Here is an 18,957-nt window from a genome sequence, read left to right as displayed (position 1 = left end):
GTCAGGCCGCCTGCGAGGTGCTGCGATGCCTGCGGACCGCCCAGAAGACCCCGGTACCCGCGACGACCGTGCCGCCGACCCCGATCACGCCCGCGAGACCGCCGGAGAGCCGGGCGTCCTCGACATCGCGTACGCCGTAGTCGGCGAGCGGGGAGTCGGCCGAGGCGTGCTCCTTCGCCGCCCGGTCGATGCCTTGGTCGGCGGCGACCTTCTCCAGGCCGTCGGGGTTCGAGGAGGCGTAGAAGCTGACGAAACCGGCGAGGAGGAGGGAGACGGCGAGGCCGGTGAGCCACACCTTGCGGTGCGAGGTAGGCGCGGTGGCTACGGGGGCCAACTGGGGCGCGGCGTCGACGAGTTCGCCGTTCACGCGCAGCTTCAGCCGCTGCTCCAGGCCGCGTGCGCCGTACACGAGATCCGGGCGTACGGCGATCACCGCGCCGACCGTCAGCGCGGTGATCGCGGCCTCGCCGATGCCGATGAGGACGTGCACGCCGATCATCGCGGTGGCGACCTTGCCGAGGGAGACGTCGGTGGTGCCGCCGAGGGCGTAGAGGAGGGTGAAGACGAGGGCGGCGGCGGGGACGGAGAGCAGGGCGGCGGTGAAGGACGCGGCCGTGATCGAGCGGCGGTTGCGCGGGAGGATCTTGACCAGGGCGCGGAAGACGGCGTACGCGACGACCGTCGTGGTGATCGCCATGTCGGTGATGTTCACGCCGAGCGCGGTCAGCCCGCCGTCCGCGAAGAGGATGCCCTGCATGAGCAGGACGACCGAGACACAGAGGACGCCCGTGTAGGGGCCGACGAGGATCGCGGCCAGCGCGCCGCCCAGGAGGTGGCCGCTGGTGCCGGCCGCGACGGGGAAGTTGAGCATCTGCACGGCGAAGATGAACGCGGCGACCAGGCCCGCCAGCGGCGCCGTCCTTTCGTCCAGCTCGCGGCGGGCACCGCGCAGGCTCACGGCGATGGCGCCGGCGGCGACCGCTCCGGTCGCGGCGGATATAGGGGCGTCGATGAATCCGTCAGGCACATGCACGGGACGATTTTAGATGCTTGTTGCGAGTCCTTTGCAAGAGCGAGGAAGTCTCTTGCCGATATGTGAGATCTGTCGCCCCGAGGGGCGCTCCCGAGAAAATATGCGACATTGGGGTAGTGGGAGCGGATGCACAGCTTTCACATAGGTCACTCAGCGTAAGGGGCCGCCCGATGTCCGTAGTCGAACAGTACGCGCGAGCCCATATCGTCACCGACGAGGACGTGGACCGGCTGGACCCCGCCGCCGTGCCCGTCGTCCTGCGGTACGACCCCGATTCCGATCCGCGAGCCGTCCGTATCGGCCTGCCCGGACCGCATGAATGGACCTTCGACCGGGCGCTGCTGGAACAGGGGCTGCGCGCCCCCGCCGGCAGCGGCGAGGTGCGCGTGTGGCCGTGCGGGCGGGTGCAGGCCGTGGTCGAGTTCCACTCCGAACAGGGCGTCTCCGTCGTCCAGTTCGAGACGAAGACGATCCTGCGCTTTCTGCGGCGGACCTATATGGCCACCGCACCCATCGCGAGCTGAACTCCCAGAGGCGCTGAGGTTCAGCCGCCGAGGCTGCTGCCCAGCTTGAGCAGCGCCGCCACGATCGGACCCGCCGTGTCGCCGCCGTGGCCGCCCGCCTGGACCACGCCGGCGGCCACGAGGTCGCCCTTGTACGCGGTGAACCAGCCGTTGGGCTTCTTCTGGCCGTCGACCTCGGCCGAGCCGGTCTTCGCGCCGTAGTCGGGACCGAGCCCGGCCATCGCCTTCGCCGCCGTGCCGTAGTCAGCCGTGTACTTCATGACCTCCTTCAGCTCCGACTGCGTCGTCGACGACATCGTGCGCGAGGCCTTCGCGATCGTGCGGTTGTCGACCGTCGGGGAGACCAGGTACGGCTGGTGGAAGGTGCCCGTGTCGACCGTCGAGGCGACCGACGCCATGTTCAGCGGGTTCATGCGGACCCCGCCCTGGCCGATCAGCGAGGCGCCCATCTGCGCGCCGCTCTGCACCGGGACCGAACCGTCGAAGGTGGGGACGCCGATGGCCCAGTTGTTCAGACCGAGGCCGTAGACCTGCTGGGCCTCCGTCGTCAGGTCGCTGTTGGACAGCTTGGGCGCGAAGTTGATGAAGGCGTTGTTGCAGGAGGCCCCGAAGGCCAGCTTGAACGTGCCCTGCTTGATCTCCGAGTCGTCGTCGTTGTGGAAGGTCCAGCCCGCCAGCTTGTACGTCTTGGGGCAGGGGTGCGACGCGTCCGGGGTGATGAGGTTCTTCTCGAAGAGCATCGTCGACGTCACGATCTTCATCGTGGAGCCGGGGGCCAGCGAGCCCTGGAAGGCCACGTTGAAGCCGTGCGAGGCGTTCGCGACGGCCAGGATCTCGCCGGTCGACGGGCGCATCATCACGACCGAGGAGTTCTTCTGCTTGCTGACCTGTGTCTCGGCCGCCGCCTGGAGGGTCGGGCTGAGCGTCGTCTTCACCTTGCCCGGTGTGCCCTTGCTCAGCTCGACGAGCGTCTTGTCGGACTCCTTGGACTTCTTGCCCCGGACCACCCGCAGCTCGATGCCCGCCTTGCCGCCGGCCTTCTTGCCGAACTTCTCCCGCAGCCCGTCCAGCACCGGCCCCAGCGACGGGTACTTGGCCGTCGTCAGCTCGCCGCCGTCCCGGTCGTAGGCCTTGATCGGCGGGGTGCCCGACTCACCCGTCACCAGGGTGTCGCCGTCCGCGAGATCCGGGTGGACGACGGAGGCGTGCCACTGCACGTACGGCTTGCCGTCCTTCGCGCTGCGTACGACGGTGAGCGAAGTGGCGTACGACATCGGCTTGGTGAGGCCCTTGTACGACACCGTGCACTTCACGGAGAAGGGGACCTTGGTGCCCGTGCGGGCGCCCTCGGTGACGGTGATGCCCGTCATGTGGGCGTTCTTCGTGTAGCCGGTGAGCAGCGCGGCGGCCGCCGTCGACTTGTCGGTCGCGGCGGCGGCCAGGGCGACCTTGCCCTGCTGCCAGTCGGCCAGGAACCGCTTCGCGGTCGTCTGCACCTCCGTCGCCGACAACGGGCCCTTCTTGATGGCCTTGTGGTCCGCGGTGGTCGACGTGCGCGCCTCGGCCGACGCCCCGCCGTCGTACAGCGCGTAGGCGCCGACGCCCGCGCCGACGACGGCCACGGCGATCACCCCGCCGACCATGGCGGGTCTCGCCTTCCGTCGCTCGGCGGCGACCTTCTTCTTGCCCCTCGTGCCCACAGTTCCCGATCCTCCGCGAATCCCTTTGGGCCCCCGTCGCCCTCGGCTCTCTCACACCCCAACGACCACGCCCACCCTAGAGTCCCGTCCTGTGCGGGTGAGTCCACTTTCCCCGCGGAGTGAGTTCAGCCACTCGCCGCCAGTACCGCCCGGACGATCGGGCCGGCGGCGTCGATGCCGTGGCCGCCGTCCTGTGTCATGGCCGCCGCGGCGACATCGCCCCGGTAGCCGGTGAACCAGCTGTTGGACTTCGACTGCCCGTCCACCTCGGCGGAACCCGTCTTGGCGCCGATGTTCGGGCCGAGCCCGGCCATGATGCCGGCGGCGGTGCCGCTGGTCGCGGTGCGGTACATCATCGCCCGCAGCTGGGCCGACGTACTCGCCGACAGGCCCGTCGCGGTGGCCAGTTGGCGGTCGTCGAGGCTCTGCGCGACGAGCACCGGCTGGCGGAACGTGCCCGTCTTCGCGGTCGCCGTCACCGACGCCATGTTCAGCGGGCTCAACTGCACCTGGCCCTGGCCGATCAGGTTGGCCGCGGTGTCCGGGCCGCCCGAGGCGGGCACCGAGCCGTCGAAGGACGGGATGCCGGTCTTCCAGTTGTCCCGGCCGAGCCCGAAGTGGTCCTCGGCCTCCCGGGTCAGGGAGTCCACCTTGACCGAGTCGGCGAACTTCACGAACGCCGTGTTGCAGGAGCGGGCGAAACTGTCGGCGAGCGTCGCGCCCTCGTCCGGCTTGAGACCGGTGAGGTTGTGGAAGGTCTGACTCTCCGACACCGCGGAGGGCGGACAGGGCGCCGGGCCGTTCATCGTCGTCAGCCCGGTGTCGATGAGCGTGGCAGCGCTGATGATCTTCATGGTCGAGCCGGGCGCCAACTGCCCCAGGAACGCGGCGTTGAAGCCGTCGTTGCGGTTGTTGGCGACCGCAAGCACCTGCCCAGTGCTCGGCTGCAGGGCCACGATCGACGACTCCGAGTACTTCGTCACGGCCTTCTCGGCGGCGGCCTGCGCGCTCGCGCTGAGCGTCGTACGCACCTTGCCGGTCTTTCCCTTCTCCAGGGTCAGCAGCGTGGTGTCGGCAGACCCCTCGGCCTGGTGCTTGATCGCCAGCTCGATACCGGGCGAACCGCCCGCCTTGTCACCGTACTTGGAGCGCAGCTCGTCGAGTATCGGCCCGAGCGACGGATACTTCTCCTTGGTCAGCACGGTCCCGTTCCGGTCCACGGCCTCGATCGCCGGGCTCGCGGACTCACCGGTGACGAAGGTGTCGCCGGTCTTCAACTCCGGGTGCACGACGGACGGTTGCCAGTCGACCAGCGCCCGCCCGGTGGTCTTCCCGCGCACCACCGTCAGCCGGCTGCCGTACGTCAGCGGCTTGGACTTCCCGTCGTACGACACCGTCGCCTTCACCGTGAACGGCACAGTGGCCCCGGTCGTCGTACCGGGGGTGATCTTCACCCCGGTGATGTGCCCGGCCCCGCTGTAGGACTCCAGCACGGGGTCGGCCGCCGCGTCGTTGTTCGTGTACGACGCCGCCGTCACCGCCTGCCCCTTCTCCCAGGCCGCGAGGAACTTCGCCGTCGTCTCCTTGACCTCCGACGCGCTCGGCGGCCCGGTCTTCACGGGCGCGGGCCCGCCGGAACCCCCCACACCCGAACTCCCGCCCAGCGCGGACACGAGGTTGTACGCCCCGTACCCCGCCCCCGACACCATCACGGCGAACACACTGCCGATGACGGTGGCTTTTACCCCCTTGCGCATTGCGCGGTCCCCTCCCCGTTAACAGTCCTTCGAACTGTAAGTGGCGTGGGGGAAAGCTGTGAGGGGTGTTGCCTTTTGTTGTCTTAACGGAGACCGGTGAATGGCCGATCAGGCGGGCACCCCGGCGGTGTCGAGGAGTCGGTGCATCTCCTCGGCCGGGAGTGCGGGGTTGCAGGCGACGGAGCCGACCAGGTCGGGGTCGGCGAGCAGTTCACGGATCCGGGCCAGTGGCAGGCGCGGGTCCCGGGCGGCAAGCCCGCGCGGCCCGCCGTCACGGCTGAGCCGGTCCAGGTCCTCCGGGGTCAGCGCTGGATCACGCAGCGCCAGCCGGCGGTGGTCCGGATCCGGGGAGTCCAGGAAGCGGGCCGCCATTCCCGCCGACGGGAACCCGGGCTTGGCGATCAGCATCGCCACGGCGCGGTGAGTGCCGTGCAGATACAGATCGAGCAGCAGCTCCGGCGGCGGTTCGGGATGGAACTCGCACAGGAGCAGCCGTACGGCGAAGTCCTCGTCCTGGGCGAGGAGTTCGACCATGTCCGGTGGCAGGGCCGGGCACACCGCGGCGCTGCGGCGCAGCCAGGTGTGCGCGGACGTCGCACACCGACGCAGCACCTCGACGTCCTCGCAAGCGTCCCGCACCCAGTCCAGCGTGTTCAGGCGTGCCTCGGGCTCCACGGTGTAGTCGATGGCCGCGCGTTCCGCCTCCGTCAGTTCCGGCCGGGCGGAGACGACGAGCCGGATGTACGGGTCCGGGTCGACGGCCAGCCGGCGTACGAGATCCGGTGGGAGGGAGGGGTTTGCCGCCACCGGGACCGGGCGTGGCTGGGCCACCAGCTGCTCGGCGAGCTCGCGGCTCAGTCGCCCGGTCCGCAGTACGTCGTTCACCAGGTAGGAGCCGCCGAGGCTTTCGACCAGCCACGCCGTCCGCTCCGCGTCCTCGCGGCAGACCTGCCCGGCGGCGGCCTGCCGTACCTTCAGGTCGTCGTCCCGGAGCAGCAACTCGCGTGTGGTGTCCGGCAGTTCCTCCCAGGCGCGGCAGGCCGCCGTGCGAAGGGCGCTGTCGGGATGGTTCGCCAGGCCGGCCAGGACACGGGCGGGGACGAGGTACGACACGACGGTCTCGCGGCGGATGCGCTCGTCCGGGTTCTTCAGCAGCCGCTCGTACGCCCAGTCGGGCAGCGGCTCCACCCGGCCCCGGTACGGCGTCGGACCGATGGTGAGGGCGAGAAGGACCTTCGGGTGCGGATCGTCGACGAGCCGGGCGCGCTGGGCCGGGTCGGCGGCGGCACTGTCGGCGAAGTCCTGCCGGAGCCTGTGATCGGGGTCCGCCAGGATCGCGTCGACCACCTCCGGCGGCAGGCCGGCGCGCTGGGTGACGGCCCTCCGCACGTCCTGGTGGTCAAGTTTGAGCAGTCGCAGCAGCACGCTGCCCGGTGTGGCCGCGTTCCAGGACAGCGCTCTGAGCGCGGCGTCGAGGTGATCGTCCATGTCGTTCTTTCCCCCCGCCTCGCCTAGACCCAGGTGTCCAGCCACATCCGAGACCGCCACTGATCAATCGGGATCGACGTCCCCGTGTAGAGCGGCCAGAAGTAGATGAAGTTCCAGGTGATCAGCAGGACCAGGACGCCCGCGCCGACCGCGCCCGTGACGCGGCGGGTGTCGCTGGAGCCCGGTGGGCCGATGATCGCGCCGATCAGCATCGCGACCGCCAGGCACAGGAACGGGAGGAAGACGATGGAGTAGAAGAAGAAGATCGTGCGGTCCTGGTACAGGAACCAGGGGAGGTAGCCGGCCGCGACCCCGCAGGCGATCGCGCCCGCCCGCCAGTCGCGGCGGAACGCCCAGCGCCACAGGACGTAGAGGATCGCGAAGCAGGCGGCCCACCACAGCAGCGGGGTGCCGATGGCGAGGACTTCGCGGGCGCACTTGTCGCCGGCGTTCACCGGGCAGCCGTCCGCGCCGGGCGAGGGGGACTCGTAGAAGTAGGAGACCGGGCGGCCGTCGACCAGCCAGCTCCAGGGGTTGGACATGTACGTGTGCGGCGAGTGCAGGCCGACGTTGAACTCGTAGACCTCGTGCTCGTAGTGCCACAGGCTGCGCAGCCAGTCCGGCAGGACATGGCTCCAGGTGCCGCCCTTGCCGTCGGTCGCGGCCCAGTTGCGGAAGTAGCCGCCGGTGCCGTTCGCGGGGGAGAGGATCCAGCCGATCCAGGAGGTCAGGTAGACGGCGACGGCGACCGGGACGGTGGCCAGGAAGCCCAGCCCGAGGTCGTACTTGAGGACGGCCACGTACGCGTTGCGGGCGCCCGCGACCTTGCGGGAGCCGACGTCCCACATCAGCATCAGCACCACGAAGGCGGCCGTGATGTAGAGGCCGTTCCACTTGGTGCCGATCGCGAGGCCGAGCAGCAGGCCCGCCATCCAGCGCCAGGGACGCCGGCCCAGGAACAGGGTGTCGGCGGTGTGCGCGTCGGGGCGGACCCGGCCGTCGGTGTCGACCGGCAGCGCCGCCGCGAGTTTCTCCCTGGCCCTGTCGCGGTCGATCAGCAGGCAGCCGAACGCGGCCACCACGAAGAACATCAGCACGCCGTCGAGCAGCGAGGTGCGGGCCATCACGAAGGCCAGGCCGTCCAGCGACATCAGGACGCCCGCGACGCAGCCCAGGAAGGTGGAGCGGAACAGCCGGCGGCCGATGCGGCACAGCATCAGCACGGCCAGCGTGCCGAGCAGGGCCGTCATGAAGCGCCAGCCGAACGGGTTGAAGCCGAAGATCAGCTCGCCGATGCCGATGACGTACTTGCCGACCGGGGGATGCACGACGTAGGCCGCGTCCGTCGGGATGCCGACGTGCCCGCCGGTCTTGAGGATGAGGTCGTTGGCGTTCTTGTCCCAATTGACCTCGAAGCCGCGGTGGACCAGCGCCCACGCGTCCTTGGCGTAGTACGTCTCGTCGAATATCACCGCCTTCGGACTGCCCAGGTGGTAGAAGCGCATCACGCCGGCCATCAGCGTGACCAGCAGCGGGCCGCCCCAGCCCGACCAGCGGGTGAGGCGGTCGACGAGCGTCGGCGAGAAGCCGAGCGCCGCCCACAGTCGGGGGTTGGGCTCCGCGTACGGCGGCGTCAGCCGGTCCCGTACGTCGCTTCTGGGCCCCGCCGTGTAGCCGAAACGGCGCAGCCGCTGCTGCCACGACGGCCGCTGCTCTTGAGGGGCCTGGCCCTGCCGGGTGTCCGTGGAGGACGCGGTACTGGTCACCGCGCCATCGTAGGGAACAGCGCTGTGTGAGTCCCGTGCATGGGCGGTCTCGGTCCGGATGCGTCCGGATCTGTCGGCCCTGCGAGGATGGGAACGTGACTGGAACCCTTGTTTTGGCGGGCACCCCCATCGGCGACATTCAGGACGCTCCTCCCCGGCTCGCGGAGGAGCTGGCCGGGGCCGACTTGGTCGCCGCCGAGGACACCCGGCGGCTGCGCCGGCTGACCCAGGCCCTCGGGGTGCAGCCCAAGGGGCGGGTCGTGTCGTACTTCGACGGCAACGAGTCGGCGCGGACCCCGGAGCTGGTCGAGGCCCTGGTGGGCGGCGCGCGGGTACTGCTGGTGACGGACGCGGGGATGCCGTCCGTGTCCGACCCGGGGTACCGGCTGGTCGCCGCCGCCGTGGAGAAGGACATCAGGGTGACCGCCGTACCGGGACCGTCCGCCGTGCTCACCGCGCTCGCGCTGTCGGGGCTGCCGGTGGACCGGTTCTGCTTCGAGGGGTTCCTGCCGCGGAAGGCGGGCGAGCGGCTGTCGCGGCTGCGGGAGGTGGCCGGTGAGCGGCGCACCCTCGTCTACTTCGAGGCGCCGCACCGGCTCGACGACACCCTCGCCGCGATGGCCGAGGCGTTCGGCGCCGAGCGGCGGGCCGCCGTGTGCCGGGAGCTGACCAAGACGTACGAGGAGATCAAGCGCGGCCCGGTCGGCGAGCTGGCCGCATGGGCGGCGGAGGGCGTGCGCGGCGAGATCACCGTCGTGGTGGAGGGGGCGCCGGAGCAGGCCGAGGAACTCGGCGCGGACGAGCTGGTACGGCGGGTCCGGGTGCGCGAGGAGGCGGGGGAGCGGCGAAAGGAAGCGATCGCCGCGGTCGCGGTCGAAGCAGGCGTTCCCAAGCGCGAGGTGTTCGATGCCGTGGTGGCGGCGAAGACTGCGCAAAAACCCCTCTGAGCTGGGGCGGAATCCCCTCTGAGCAGGGCGCTCCTCCCATGAGCGGGCGCCCCATGGCGGGGCAAAGCGCGGTCGCCGAATGCAAAGTCCCGACCGGGTCGCAGGGGTGATTCGACAAGGAAAGTCCAAATCGCCTCCAACAGTCGACAGGACTGGTGCGTTCGCCCTGCCGGAGGCGTCCACTGGACTGAGGGACGCACCCGTCCCTCGCCTCCAACGGGATTCCGGGGGGAATCCCCTAGCGGGGGCGCCTAGGCCCTGTCGCCCTCCGGGCGGACGACGGGAATGTGACGACAGGACCTGGTCCAGCGGAAAGCAAGCAGGAGCTGGCATGAGTGAGATCGCAGGGCAGACCGGCCTCCGGGGCGCTGCCACCGCCGTGGTGAACGAGTCGTACTCCTTCGCCTGCATGCGGTGCGGGCACGGCTGGGAGCAGGCATACGAGATAGAGCACCACGTCGACACCGACGGCCACCAGTTCGTGATGTACGTGGCGGACGGCCAGGTCGTGCCGTCGCCCCTGAGCCGCCCCGCGTGCCACAACTGCGACGGGCATGTCGTGCGCATCATGCGGGCGGGCCAGGTGTCGTCGGTACGGGACGCGGCGCAGCAGCGGTACCAGGCGCCCCGGCCCCGCGCGGCAGCGGCAGCGGAGGACGCCACGGACGAGACCGTGACCCCGCTGCCGGAGCCCGGGGAACACCACTGGCACCTGTCCGACCTGCTGCACCCCTTCCACCACCGCAAGGCGAGCTGACCGCATCCGGCGACCGGGCGGGCATGCCCCTTTCGTAGGATCGGGGCATGCCTGCCTCCAGCGAGAAGACCGTCGAGAAGACAGCGCCTCCGCTCCCGGAGCCCCTCCGGGTGCCCGTCGCCGACTCCCACACCCACCTCGACATGCAGTCCGGCACGGTGGAGGAGGCGCTCGCCAAGGCGGCCTCGGTCGGTGTCACGACGCTCGTGCAGGTCGGCTGCGATGTGAAGGGCTCCCGCTGGGCCGCCGAGACGGCCGCCCGGTACGACGCGATCCACGCGACGGTCGCCCTGCATCCGAACGAGGCCCCGCGCATCGTGCACGGCGACCCCGACGGCTGGTCGAGGCAGGGCGCGCGGACCCCCGGCGGCGACACGGCCCTGGACGAGGCCCTCGCGGAGATCGACCGGCTGGCCGGACTGCCCCACGTCAAGGGCGTCGGCGAGACCGGCCTCGATTACTTCCGCACCGGCCCCGAGGGCAAGGCCGCGCAGGAGAGGTCCTTCCGGGCCCACATCGAGATCGCCAAGCGGCACGGCAAGGTCCTGGTCATCCACGACCGCGACGCCCATGCCGACGTGCTGCGCGTCCTCAAGGAGGAGGGCGCTCCCGAGCGGACCGTCTTCCACTGCTACTCCGGCGACGCCGAGATGGCCGAACTCTGCGCGAGCGCCGGGTACTTCATGTCGTTCGCCGGCACCGTCACCTTCAAGAACGCCCAGAACCTGCGGGACGCGCTCGCCGTGGCGCCGCTGGAGCTCGTCCTCGTGGAGACCGACGCCCCGTTCCTCACGCCCGCCCCCTACCGCGGACGGCCGAACGCGCCCTATCTCATTCCGGTCACGGTCCGCGCCATGGCGGCGGTCCGGGGCATCGACGAGGACGCGCTGGCGTCGGCACTCGCGGGGAACACGGCCCGCGCCTTCGGCTGCTGAGGCGTCCGGACCCTTTTCGAACACAACCCTGAGTAGTCGCGTCGCTTTGGAGAGTGACGGTCGCTCCGCTAGGTTCTGTTGGCCCGATCCGGACCCTTCTGGCCTTCTGGAGCGTGTCGGCGTGAGCAACTACGAGACCTACGAGACGTACGACCGCGGTGTGCGCGCCGATGTGTACACCGACGCGACCCAGGTGTACGAGGACACGTACCGGCCCGCCTACGAGGCGCCCGAACCGGTCTTCCCCCGCCAGACGGCCAGCGTGCCGAGCGCGGCGCCGGGGCGCGCGGACCGCAGACGAAGAGCCGACCGCTCCGGCTCCACGGCCGCGACCGTGCGCCGGCTGGTGCCGCAGGCGCTGGTCGTCGCCTTCCTCGCCGGCGGCACCACCGCGTTCGTCGCCAAGGACAAGGCGATCGAGCTGAGCGTCGACGGCAACCCGCGCAAGCTGCACACCTTCGCCGACGACGTCACCGAACTCCTCGCCCAGCAGGGCGTCGAGGTCGGCGAGCACGACGTGGTGGCCCCCGGCCGGGACGCGGACCTCGCCAGCGGCGACGAGGTCGTGGTCCGCTACGGCCGACCCGTGCGCCTCACCATCGACGGGCACCGGCGCGAGGTGTGGACCACGGCCCGGACGGTCGACGGCGCCCTCGAACAACTCGGCGTCCGCGCGGAGGGCGCCTACCTCTCGACCTCCCGCTCCCAGCCCATCGGCCGCGCCGGACTCGCCCTCGACGTGCGCACCGAGCGCACCGTCACGATCATGGCCGACGGCCGCGCCCGCACGATCCGCACCAACGCGGCGACGGTCGGCGAGGCGGTCGGCGAGGCCGGCATCGGCCTGCACGGCGAGGACACCACCTCGGTCCCGCCCGAGAGCTTCCCGCGCGACGGCCAGACGATCACGGTCCTGCGGATCACCGGCACCCGCGAGGTCCGCGAGGAGGCGATCCCCTTCAAGGTGGAACGCACCGACGACCCCGCCCTCTTCAAGGGCACGGAGGTCGTCGAACGGGCCGGCCGCCCGGGCCTGCGCCGCGCCACCTACGCCCTCCGGACGGTCAACGGCGTCAAGGAGAAGCCCCGCCGCATCGACGAGGAACTGGTCCGAGAGCCACGCTCCCAGCTGGTCAAGGTCGGCACCAGACCAATGCCCACCTCGGTACAGGGCGCCGACCAGCTCAACTGGCACTCCCTCGCCATCTGCGAGTCCGGCGGCCGCCCCGGCGCGGTCGACCCCTCCGGCACCTACGGCGGCCTCTACCAGTTCGACATCCACACCTGGCACAGCCTCGGCGGCTCGGGCCGCCCGCAGGACGCGAGCGCAGAGGAACAGACCTTCCGAGCGAAGAGGCTGTATGTACGGCGGGGTTCGAGCCCATGGCCACACTGCGGGACGAGGCTGTACGGCTGAGGGATATCGGGGGCGCAGCCCCCATCCCTCAGGGGCGCGGGGAACTGCGCGCCCAGCCACAGCGGACCGGCAGACGAAGAACGGCCCCGTAACCTAGTCACCGTGAGCAGCAACCCCGACGCCCTCCTGGGCCCCGCCGAAGTCCGTGAACTCGCGGCAGCCCTGGGCGTACGCCCCACCAAACAACGCGGCCAGAACTTCGTGATCGACGCGAACACGGTCCGCCGCATCGTCCGCACCGCGGACGTCCGCCCCGACGACGTGGTCGTGGAGGTAGGCCCGGGCCTCGGCTCACTCACCCTCGCCCTGCTCGAAGCGGCCGACCACGTGACCGCCGTAGAGATCGACGACGTCCTGGCGAGCGCGCTGCCGGCGACCGTGACCGCCCGCCTGCCGGAGCGGGCGGACCACTTCGCGCTGGTCCACTCGGACGCGATGCAGGTGACCGAACTCCCCGGTCCACCCCCCACCGCTCTGGTCGCCAACCTCCCGTACAACGTGGCCGTACCGGTCCTGCTGCACATGCTGGAGCACTTCCCGACCATCGAGCGCACCCTGGTGATGGTCCAGGCGGAGGTCGCCGACCGCCTTGCCGCGCCGCCCGGTTCGAAGGTGTACGGCGTCCCGTCCGTGAAGGCGAACTGGTACGCCGAGGTCAAGCGGGCCGGCTCCATCGGCCGTACCGTCTTCTGGCCGGCACCGAACGTGGACAGCGGACTCGTGGCGCTCACCCGCAGGGCGGAGCCGCCGAAGACGACCGCCGACCGCCGCGAGGTATTCGCCGTGGTCGACGCGGCCTTCGCGCAGCGCCGCAAGACGCTGCGGGCCGCACTGGCCGGCTGGGCGGGTTCGGCGGCGGCGGCCGAGGCGGCGCTTGTCGCGGCCGGGGTGTCCCCGCAGGCGCGGGGTGAGTCGTTGACGGTCGAGGAGTTCGCGCGCATCGCGGAGCACAAGGGAGAGTCCGAGTAAGTGAGCGTCACGGTACGGGTCCCCGCCAAGGTCAACGTCCAACTGGCAGTCGGCGCCGCGCGCCCCGACGGCTTCCACGACCTGGCCAACGTCTTTCTCGCGGTCGGCCTGTACGACGAGGTCACCGTGACCCCGGCCGACGAACTCCGGGTCACCTGCTCGGGCCCGGACGCGGCCCAAGTCCCCCTGGACCGCACGAACTTGGCGGCACGGGCGGCAACGGCACTCGCCGCGCGGTACGGCCGCAGCGACGCCGTGCACATCCACATCGCCAAGGACATCCCCGTCGCCGGCGGTATGGCGGGCGGCAGTGCGGACGGCGCGGGCGCGCTGGTGGCGTGCGACGCGCTGTGGGGCACCGGTGCCTCGCGGGCCGAACTGCTGGACATCTGCGCCGAGTTGGGCAGCGATGTGCCGTTCAGCCTGGTGGGCGGGGCGGCGTTGGGCGTCGGGCGCGGGGAGAAGCTGACGGTCCTGGAGGTCGGGGGCACCTTCCACTGGGTGTTCGCGATGGCCGCGCGGGGGCTGTCGACCCCGGCGGTGTTCCGGGAGTTCGACCGGCTGGGGGAGGGGACCGACATCCCCGAGCCGGTCGCCTCGCAGCCGCTTCTCGACGCGCTCGCGAAGGGCGACCCGGAGGCGCTGGCCGCCGCCGTCTCCAACGACCTTCAGCCGGCCGCCCTTTCGCTCTTCCCGGAACTGGCCGACACCCTCGCCGCGGGCCGCGCCGCGGGCGCCCTCGCCGCGCTGGTCTCCGGCTCGGGCCCGACGACGGCGTTCCTCGCCCGCGACCCCGGGTCGGCGGCGAAGGTGGCCGGGGCGCTGGCGGCCTCGGGAACATGCCGGACGGTACGTACGGCGGCGGGTCCGGCGGCCGGCGCGACCGTGATCGCCCGACCTTCACATGGGGCACACGAAAACCCCGCCTGAACTGCGAAAATGCGCATGTGCGGTGTTATCGAAACCACATTGATTTAATGTTCGCCAATCAACCCTCTGGTCCCTTTCGTGGCGTATGCCCCGCAGGTGTGGCTGGCATGATCAGCCAACCCCCGGTCCTCGTTACCGGCGGTACTCCCTGCGCGCGCGGTCTCGCCGCGCCACGCCCGAGAGGAACCCCCCTATGGGCCACATGGACCATTTCAGCGCCGGCTGGGTCACCCCGGTCCTGTCCTACGCGATGGCCTGCGTCGGCGCCGCGCTCGGACTGCGCTGCACCGTAAGGGCACTTGAGACCGACGGTGCCTCCAAACGGAACTGGCTGACCCTCGCCTCCGTCGCCATCGGCTCCGGCATCTGGACCATGCACTTCGTGGCCATGCTCGGCTTCAGCGTCGAAGGCACCCCCATCCGCTACGACGTCCCGCTCACCGTCCTCAGCCTGCTGATGTCGATCGGCGTGGTCGCCGCCGGCGTCTTCACCGCCGGATACGGCCGCTCCCGCGTCACCTCGGTCGCCTTCGGCGGACTCGGCACCGGCCTCGGCGTCGCCGCCATGCACTACACCGGCATGGCCGCGCTCGACCTGCACGGCGAGATCGACTACGACCCCCGGCTCGTCATCGCCTCCGTCGTGATCGCCGTCGTCGCCGCGACCGCCGCCCTCACCCTCACCCTGATCGTCCGGGGCCCGGTCCTCGCCACGCTCGCCGCCCTCGTCATGGGACTCGCGGTCAGCACCATGCACTACACCGGGATGTACGCCGTGAGCGTCACCCTCGCCCCCAGCGGTGCGAGCCTCTCCGGCGTCACCGCCACGGAGTTCATCTTCCCGCTCGCCGTAGTCCTCGGCTCCTTCCTCTTCCTGGCCTCCGCCTACGTCGCCCTCTCCCCGACCGGCAAGCGCCACGAGTCGGCCTTCGCGGCCGAGTTGCTGCGTGAGGTCGAACTCGCCACGGTCTGAACCGACTTCGACCGCCTCGACGCCGATTCCCCCGGGCTGCCGGCGCCGGTCGCCGCGCGAGCTTCGAACCGACCGCGGTCCGCCCCGATTTCAACTGCCCTCACGGCAACGGCCCGCACTCTCCTGGGGTGTTGGCGTCGGCCGCTGATCGATATATCGAACACGTCATGGTCCGATCCGCCTTCAACTGCCCCTACGGCAACGGCCCCCACTTTCCGGGGCGCCGATGCCAGCCGCCGATCGGCGTCGAACACACCCCGGCCCGAGCCGACCCCGGCTCCCCACGCGGCGGCGGTCCCACTCCCCGGGCCGCCGCCACCGAGTTGCTGCGCGAGATCCAACTCGCCACGGTCTGAGCCGACTTCGGCTCTCCCCGCACGGCACGGCCGCCGACCGCACAGGCCGCAGCCGCGTTACGAACCACCCCGCACTTCCCCGAACGAGGTCCCCCATGCGTGTCCTCCGCGCGCCGGCCCGACTGCGCCCCAGATCTGTCCGCGCGAAGATCGTTGCCCTGCTGATGCTGCCCGTCGTGTCCCTGATGGCCCTGTGGGGCTTCGCCGCGGTGACGACCGCGTCGAGCATCGCCGACACCGAGACCGCCAAGGACGTCAACTCCGAACTCCTCACCCCCGTGGCGGAGTTCATCACCGCCGTGCAGGGCGAGCGGACCGCCGCCCTGCGTTACGCGGACGCCCCGCGCGCCTTCAAGGCCGCCGCCAAGGCCACCGACACGGCCGCCGCAGCGCTGCGCGGCGGCGTCAACGACTCCAGCTCCGACGCGGCACTCATCGACTCCTCGCTGCCGGGCCGGATCGACAAACTGGAGGCCGACGCCGACGGTCTCGCGGCGCTGCGCGTGAGCGCCACCGCCAAGGGTGCCAAGTCGACGGCCACCTACGCCAGTTACTCGGCGATGGTCGGGCACGGATTCTCCGTCACCGGTGCCCTCACCGGCGACAAGACCGCCGCCGACGCCTCCGAGGCACGCGTGGTGCTCGAACTGTCCCGGGCCCGCGAGGCGGTCGCCCAGGAACAGGCACTGGTCGGCGCCGCCCGCACCGGGGGCCAGCTGACGCAGGACCAGTACGCGCTGTTCGTCGGCGCCGTCGCCACCCGGCACGCCCTGCTCGAACCCGCGGTCGCCGACCTCAAGGCCGAGCACCGGACGGCGTACCGAAAGATCCTGGACGGCACCGGCTACGCCCAGTTCCAGGCCGTCGAGAACCGGGTGCGCAGCGCGGGCCCCGGCACCTCCGCCGTGTCCGCCGGACTGCTGCGCGGCTGGGACTCCGCCACGAGCGGAGTGCTCACCGGGCTCGACGCGGCCGAGACCAAGGCCGGTACGGGAGCCACGGCCGCCGCCGACCCCTTCGGCTGGGACACGCTCGGCGCCTCCGGGATCGCCGTGGTCCTCGGCCTGGTCGGCGTGCTGCTGTCGCTGCTCGTCTCCGTGCTCGTCGGCCGCGGCCTCATCGTCGAACTCCTCGACCTGCGCAACTCCGCCCTCGAAGTGGCCGGCCGCAGCCTCCCGCGGGCCATGCGCCGACTGCACGCCGGCCAGGGCGTCGACATCGACGCCGAGGCCCCCATTCGACGCCTCGCCGGTGACGAACTGGCCCAGGTCGGCACCGCGTTGACCGCCGTCCAGCGCGCCGCCCTCAGGGCCGCCTCCGAACGCGCCGAACTCCTCAGCGGCATCTCCGGCGTCTACGTCAGCCTCGCCCGCCGCAGCCAGGTCCTCCTGCACCGCCAACTCGACCTGCTCGACGGGATGGTGCGCCGCCAGCGCGACCCGGCCGAACTCCAGGAGCTCTACCGCGTCGACTACCTCGCCACCCGCATGCGCCGGCACTCCGAGAGCCTGCTCATCCTGTCCGGCATCGCGCCCGGCCGCGGCTGGCGCGACCCGATCCCGCTGACCGACATCCTGCGCGCGGCCGTCGCCGAGATCGAGAACTCGTCCCGGGTGCAGATCTGGGCCGTACCGAAGGTGTCGCTGACCGGCGGTTCCGTCGCCGACGTGATCCATCTGCTCGCCGAACTCGTCGAGAACGCGACGGCGTTCTCCCCGCCCAGTACCCAGGTACAGCTGCGCGCGGCCCGGCTGCGGGAGGGCGTCCTCATCGAGATCGAGGACAGCGGCTTCGGCATGAAGGACGACGCGATGGCCGACGCCAACCGCAAGATCCAGTCCGAGAAGGTCGACCTCCTCGACGCCAAGCAGATCGGCCTCTTCGTGGTCAACCGGCTGCGCGAACGCCAGGGCCTGCGCGTGGAGATACGGCACTCGCGCAGCGGCGGCGTCACGGCCGCCGTGCTCATCCCCGAGGGCCTGATGCGCGACGACATGCCGGTGGGCGAACAGCAACAGGCGTCCGGCGGGCGGGGGTTGGCACCTGCGTCGGCCCTGGTCCCGCAGCAGCGACTGCGCGGCGCCGGCGCCTGAGCCCACGCTCTTCGCACGATCTCCACACAGATGTACCGCAATCGCTGTACAGGTGGGGCGGATGGGACGGATAGGTTCGTTTGATACTTCAAGTGCACTGCTGGAAGGGTCAGTTCCGTGTCCGACACCCCCACATCGCCCTCCCCCACACCGTCCCACCGCAGAAGGCGGTCCCTCTCGCGTCGCGGTGCGATAGGGGCCGCCGGAGCCGTAGCCGCCGGGGCCGCCCTCACCCCGGTGGTGTTCGCGGCCACCGACTCGGACTCGGACTCGGACTCAACCCCCGACACGACCCCGTCGGGCACGAAGCCGGAGACCTTCCCGGCCACCCGCACCGAGACCGCCACCGGCACCGCCCCCGCCACCACGGCCTTCGCCGCGTCCTACGTCGGCCTCCGCTGGACCGGCGAGCAGGACGGCGCCGGCATCCGCCTCGCGGACGGCCCCTGGCAGCCCACCGGCACCGGCTGCGCGACCGTCGACGGCGGCGGTACGGCCCTGATCGCGGCCGACGAGGCCACCGCCTACGAGGTGAAGACACCGGCAGGCGCGACGGACGTACGCTCCGTGGCCATCGACTGCACCCGAGGCCCCGGCCGCACCTTCCACGTACCGTCCGAGCCGACCCGGGTCCGCGGTGTCCGCTACCTCTCGCGCCCGGCCTGGGGCGCCGACGAGTCGAAGCGGTACAAGGACGGCAAGGTCAACTCGCCCGAGGTGTACTACCCGTTGCAGTCGATCACGGTCCACCACACGGACACCCCGAACGCCGACCCGGACCCGGCCGCGACCGTCCGGGGCATCTACGAGTACCACGCGGTCACCCTCGACTGGGGCGACATCGGCTACCACTTCCTCATCGACGAGACGGGCGTCGTCTACGAGGGCCGCTACTCCGGCGACGATCTCGTCCCGGCCTTCAACCCCGACGGCAACCTGGTCACCGCCTTCCACACGGCGGGCTTCAACTCGGGCAACCTGGGCATCGCCCTCATCGGCAACCTCGTGTCCCAGGCCCCCACGGACGAGGCAAAGGCCTCCCTGATCCGCCTGATCAAGGTCATCACCCGCTTCAAGGGCCTCGACCCCCAGGCCAAGATCACCTACACCAACCCGGTGAACGGCGTGAAGAAGGACAACGAGACGATCAGCGGCCACCGGGACTGGCTCCAGACGGACTGCCCGGGCCAGACGATGTACGACCTGCTGAGCGAGGTACGGGCAGCGGCGGCCCGTTGACCCGCGCGGAGGAGCGGCTGCGCGTCACGCGGGGGATGAGGGCGACCGGAACCGGGCGCCGACACCCATCTCT

At 71.1% G+C, this 18,957-nt stretch carries 16 protein-coding genes; 11 read left to right on the top strand and 5 right to left on the bottom strand.

Translation table 11 applies throughout. The annotated features are described in order from the left end of the window. Position 1 precedes the first annotated feature (1 nt). Positions 2 to 1,033, bottom strand: a complete 1,032-nt coding sequence (locus OH768_RS21490) for an energy-coupling factor ABC transporter permease (RefSeq protein ID WP_406455938.1) — start codon at positions 1,031 to 1,033, stop codon at positions 2 to 4. A 170-nt stretch (positions 1,034 to 1,203) separates the two neighbouring features. On the opposite strand from OH768_RS21490, the gene OH768_RS21485 reads away from it, so the two are divergent. Then, positions 1,204 to 1,557, top strand: coding sequence for an SsgA family sporulation/cell division regulator (locus OH768_RS21485; protein WP_406455936.1), 354 nt, complete (start codon positions 1,204 to 1,206; stop codon positions 1,555 to 1,557). Positions 1,558 to 1,577: 20 nt separating this feature from the next. Here OH768_RS21485 and OH768_RS21480 read toward each other — a convergent pair whose 3' ends face one another. The 4 genes from OH768_RS21480 to OH768_RS21465 all read right to left on the bottom strand — a co-directional run bounded on the left by OH768_RS21480 (position 1,578) and on the right by OH768_RS21465 (position 8,268). Further along, positions 1,578 to 3,200, bottom strand: coding sequence for a penicillin-binding transpeptidase domain-containing protein (locus OH768_RS21480; RefSeq protein WP_406465390.1), 1,623 nt, complete (start codon positions 3,198 to 3,200; stop codon positions 1,578 to 1,580). Between the two features lie 182 nt (positions 3,201 to 3,382). Further along, positions 3,383 to 5,014 (bottom strand): penicillin-binding transpeptidase domain-containing protein, encoded by a 1,632-nt coding sequence (locus OH768_RS21475; protein WP_406455934.1) that lies wholly within the window; start codon positions 5,012 to 5,014, stop codon positions 3,383 to 3,385. Between the two features lie 108 nt (positions 5,015 to 5,122). Continuing rightward, positions 5,123 to 6,502 carry a hypothetical protein gene (locus OH768_RS21470; RefSeq protein WP_406455932.1) on the bottom strand — a complete coding sequence of 460 codons (1,380 nt, stop codon included), beginning with the start codon at positions 6,500 to 6,502 and terminating at the stop codon, positions 5,123 to 5,125. 23 nt (positions 6,503 to 6,525) lie between these two features. Next, positions 6,526 to 8,268 (bottom strand): dolichyl-phosphate-mannose--protein mannosyltransferase, encoded by a 1,743-nt coding sequence (locus OH768_RS21465; protein ID WP_406455930.1) that lies wholly within the window; start codon positions 8,266 to 8,268, stop codon positions 6,526 to 6,528. Positions 8,269 to 8,363: 95 nt separating this feature from the next. Between OH768_RS21465 and rsmI the strand changes: the two genes are divergently transcribed. From rsmI to OH768_RS21415, 10 genes are all read left to right on the top strand, one after another. Beyond that, positions 8,364 to 9,215: a 16S rRNA (cytidine(1402)-2'-O)-methyltransferase gene (gene rsmI, locus OH768_RS21460; RefSeq protein ID WP_406455928.1), complete on the top strand. Its 852-nt coding sequence runs from the start codon at positions 8,364 to 8,366 to the stop codon at positions 9,213 to 9,215. Positions 9,216 to 9,546: 331 nt separating this feature from the next. Beyond that, a complete protein-coding gene (locus OH768_RS21455) occupies positions 9,547 to 9,972 on the top strand; it encodes a hypothetical protein (RefSeq protein ID WP_406455926.1) in 426 nt (141 codons plus the stop codon). Between the two features lie 47 nt (positions 9,973 to 10,019). Beyond that, positions 10,020 to 10,907, top strand: coding sequence for a TatD family hydrolase (locus tag OH768_RS21450; RefSeq protein WP_406455924.1), 888 nt, complete (start codon positions 10,020 to 10,022; stop codon positions 10,905 to 10,907). A 121-nt stretch (positions 10,908 to 11,028) separates the two neighbouring features. Next, positions 11,029 to 12,324 carry a ubiquitin-like domain-containing protein gene (locus OH768_RS21445; protein WP_406455922.1) on the top strand — a complete coding sequence of 432 codons (1,296 nt, stop codon included), beginning with the start codon at positions 11,029 to 11,031 and terminating at the stop codon, positions 12,322 to 12,324. A 102-nt stretch (positions 12,325 to 12,426) separates the two neighbouring features. After that, positions 12,427 to 13,293 carry a 16S rRNA (adenine(1518)-N(6)/adenine(1519)-N(6))-dimethyltransferase RsmA gene (rsmA, locus tag OH768_RS21440; protein WP_406455920.1) on the top strand — a complete coding sequence of 289 codons (867 nt, stop codon included), beginning with the start codon at positions 12,427 to 12,429 and terminating at the stop codon, positions 13,291 to 13,293. Next, positions 13,294 to 14,223 (top strand): 4-(cytidine 5'-diphospho)-2-C-methyl-D-erythritol kinase, encoded by a 930-nt coding sequence (locus OH768_RS21435; RefSeq protein WP_406455918.1) that lies wholly within the window; start codon positions 13,294 to 13,296, stop codon positions 14,221 to 14,223. Positions 14,224 to 14,416: 193 nt separating this feature from the next. Next, positions 14,417 to 15,196 (top strand): MHYT domain-containing protein, encoded by a 780-nt coding sequence (locus OH768_RS21430; protein ID WP_406455916.1) that lies wholly within the window; start codon positions 14,417 to 14,419, stop codon positions 15,194 to 15,196. Between the two features lie 167 nt (positions 15,197 to 15,363). Then, a complete protein-coding gene (locus OH768_RS21425) occupies positions 15,364 to 15,552 on the top strand; it encodes a hypothetical protein (protein ID WP_406455914.1) in 189 nt (62 codons plus the stop codon). 95 nt (positions 15,553 to 15,647) lie between these two features. Next, entirely contained in the window at positions 15,648 to 17,645 is a 1,998-nt protein-coding gene (locus OH768_RS21420; protein WP_406455912.1) for a nitrate- and nitrite sensing domain-containing protein, read from the top strand. A gap of 237 nt (positions 17,646 to 17,882) precedes the next feature. Then, on the top strand, positions 17,883 to 18,884 hold the full coding sequence (locus OH768_RS21415) for a peptidoglycan recognition family protein (protein WP_406465388.1): 1,002 nt from the start codon (positions 17,883 to 17,885) through the stop codon (positions 18,882 to 18,884). The last annotated feature ends 73 nt before the right edge of the window (positions 18,885 to 18,957 follow it).

Origin of the sequence: Streptomyces sp. NBC_01622, assembly GCF_045209635.1 — a bacterium.
GTDB lineage: Bacteria > Actinomycetota > Actinomycetes > Streptomycetales > Streptomycetaceae > Streptomyces.
The sequence above is the reverse complement of the archived record's forward strand: the minus strand, read 5'-3'. Positions and strand labels throughout refer to the sequence as shown.

Coding starts and splice junctions, on each gene's coding strand:
- OH768_RS21485 (WP_406455936.1), top strand. CDS start 1,204: ATGTCCGTAGTCGAACAGTACGCGCGAGCCCATATCGTCACCGACGAG.
- OH768_RS21480 (WP_406465390.1), bottom strand. CDS start 3,200: ATGGTCGGCGGGGTGATCGCCGTGGCCGTCGTCGGCGCGGGCGTCGGC.
- OH768_RS21475 (WP_406455934.1), bottom strand. CDS start 5,014: ATGCGCAAGGGGGTAAAAGCCACCGTCATCGGCAGTGTGTTCGCCGTG.
- OH768_RS21470 (WP_406455932.1), bottom strand. CDS start 6,502: ATGGACGATCACCTCGACGCCGCGCTCAGAGCGCTGTCCTGGAACGCG.
- OH768_RS21455 (WP_406455926.1), top strand. CDS start 9,547: ATGAGTGAGATCGCAGGGCAGACCGGCCTCCGGGGCGCTGCCACCGCC.
- OH768_RS21450 (WP_406455924.1), top strand. CDS start 10,020: ATGCCTGCCTCCAGCGAGAAGACCGTCGAGAAGACAGCGCCTCCGCTC.
- OH768_RS21430 (WP_406455916.1), top strand. CDS start 14,417: ATGGGCCACATGGACCATTTCAGCGCCGGCTGGGTCACCCCGGTCCTG.
- OH768_RS21425 (WP_406455914.1), top strand. CDS start 15,364: ATGGTCCGATCCGCCTTCAACTGCCCCTACGGCAACGGCCCCCACTTT.
- OH768_RS21420 (WP_406455912.1), top strand. CDS start 15,648: ATGCGTGTCCTCCGCGCGCCGGCCCGACTGCGCCCCAGATCTGTCCGC.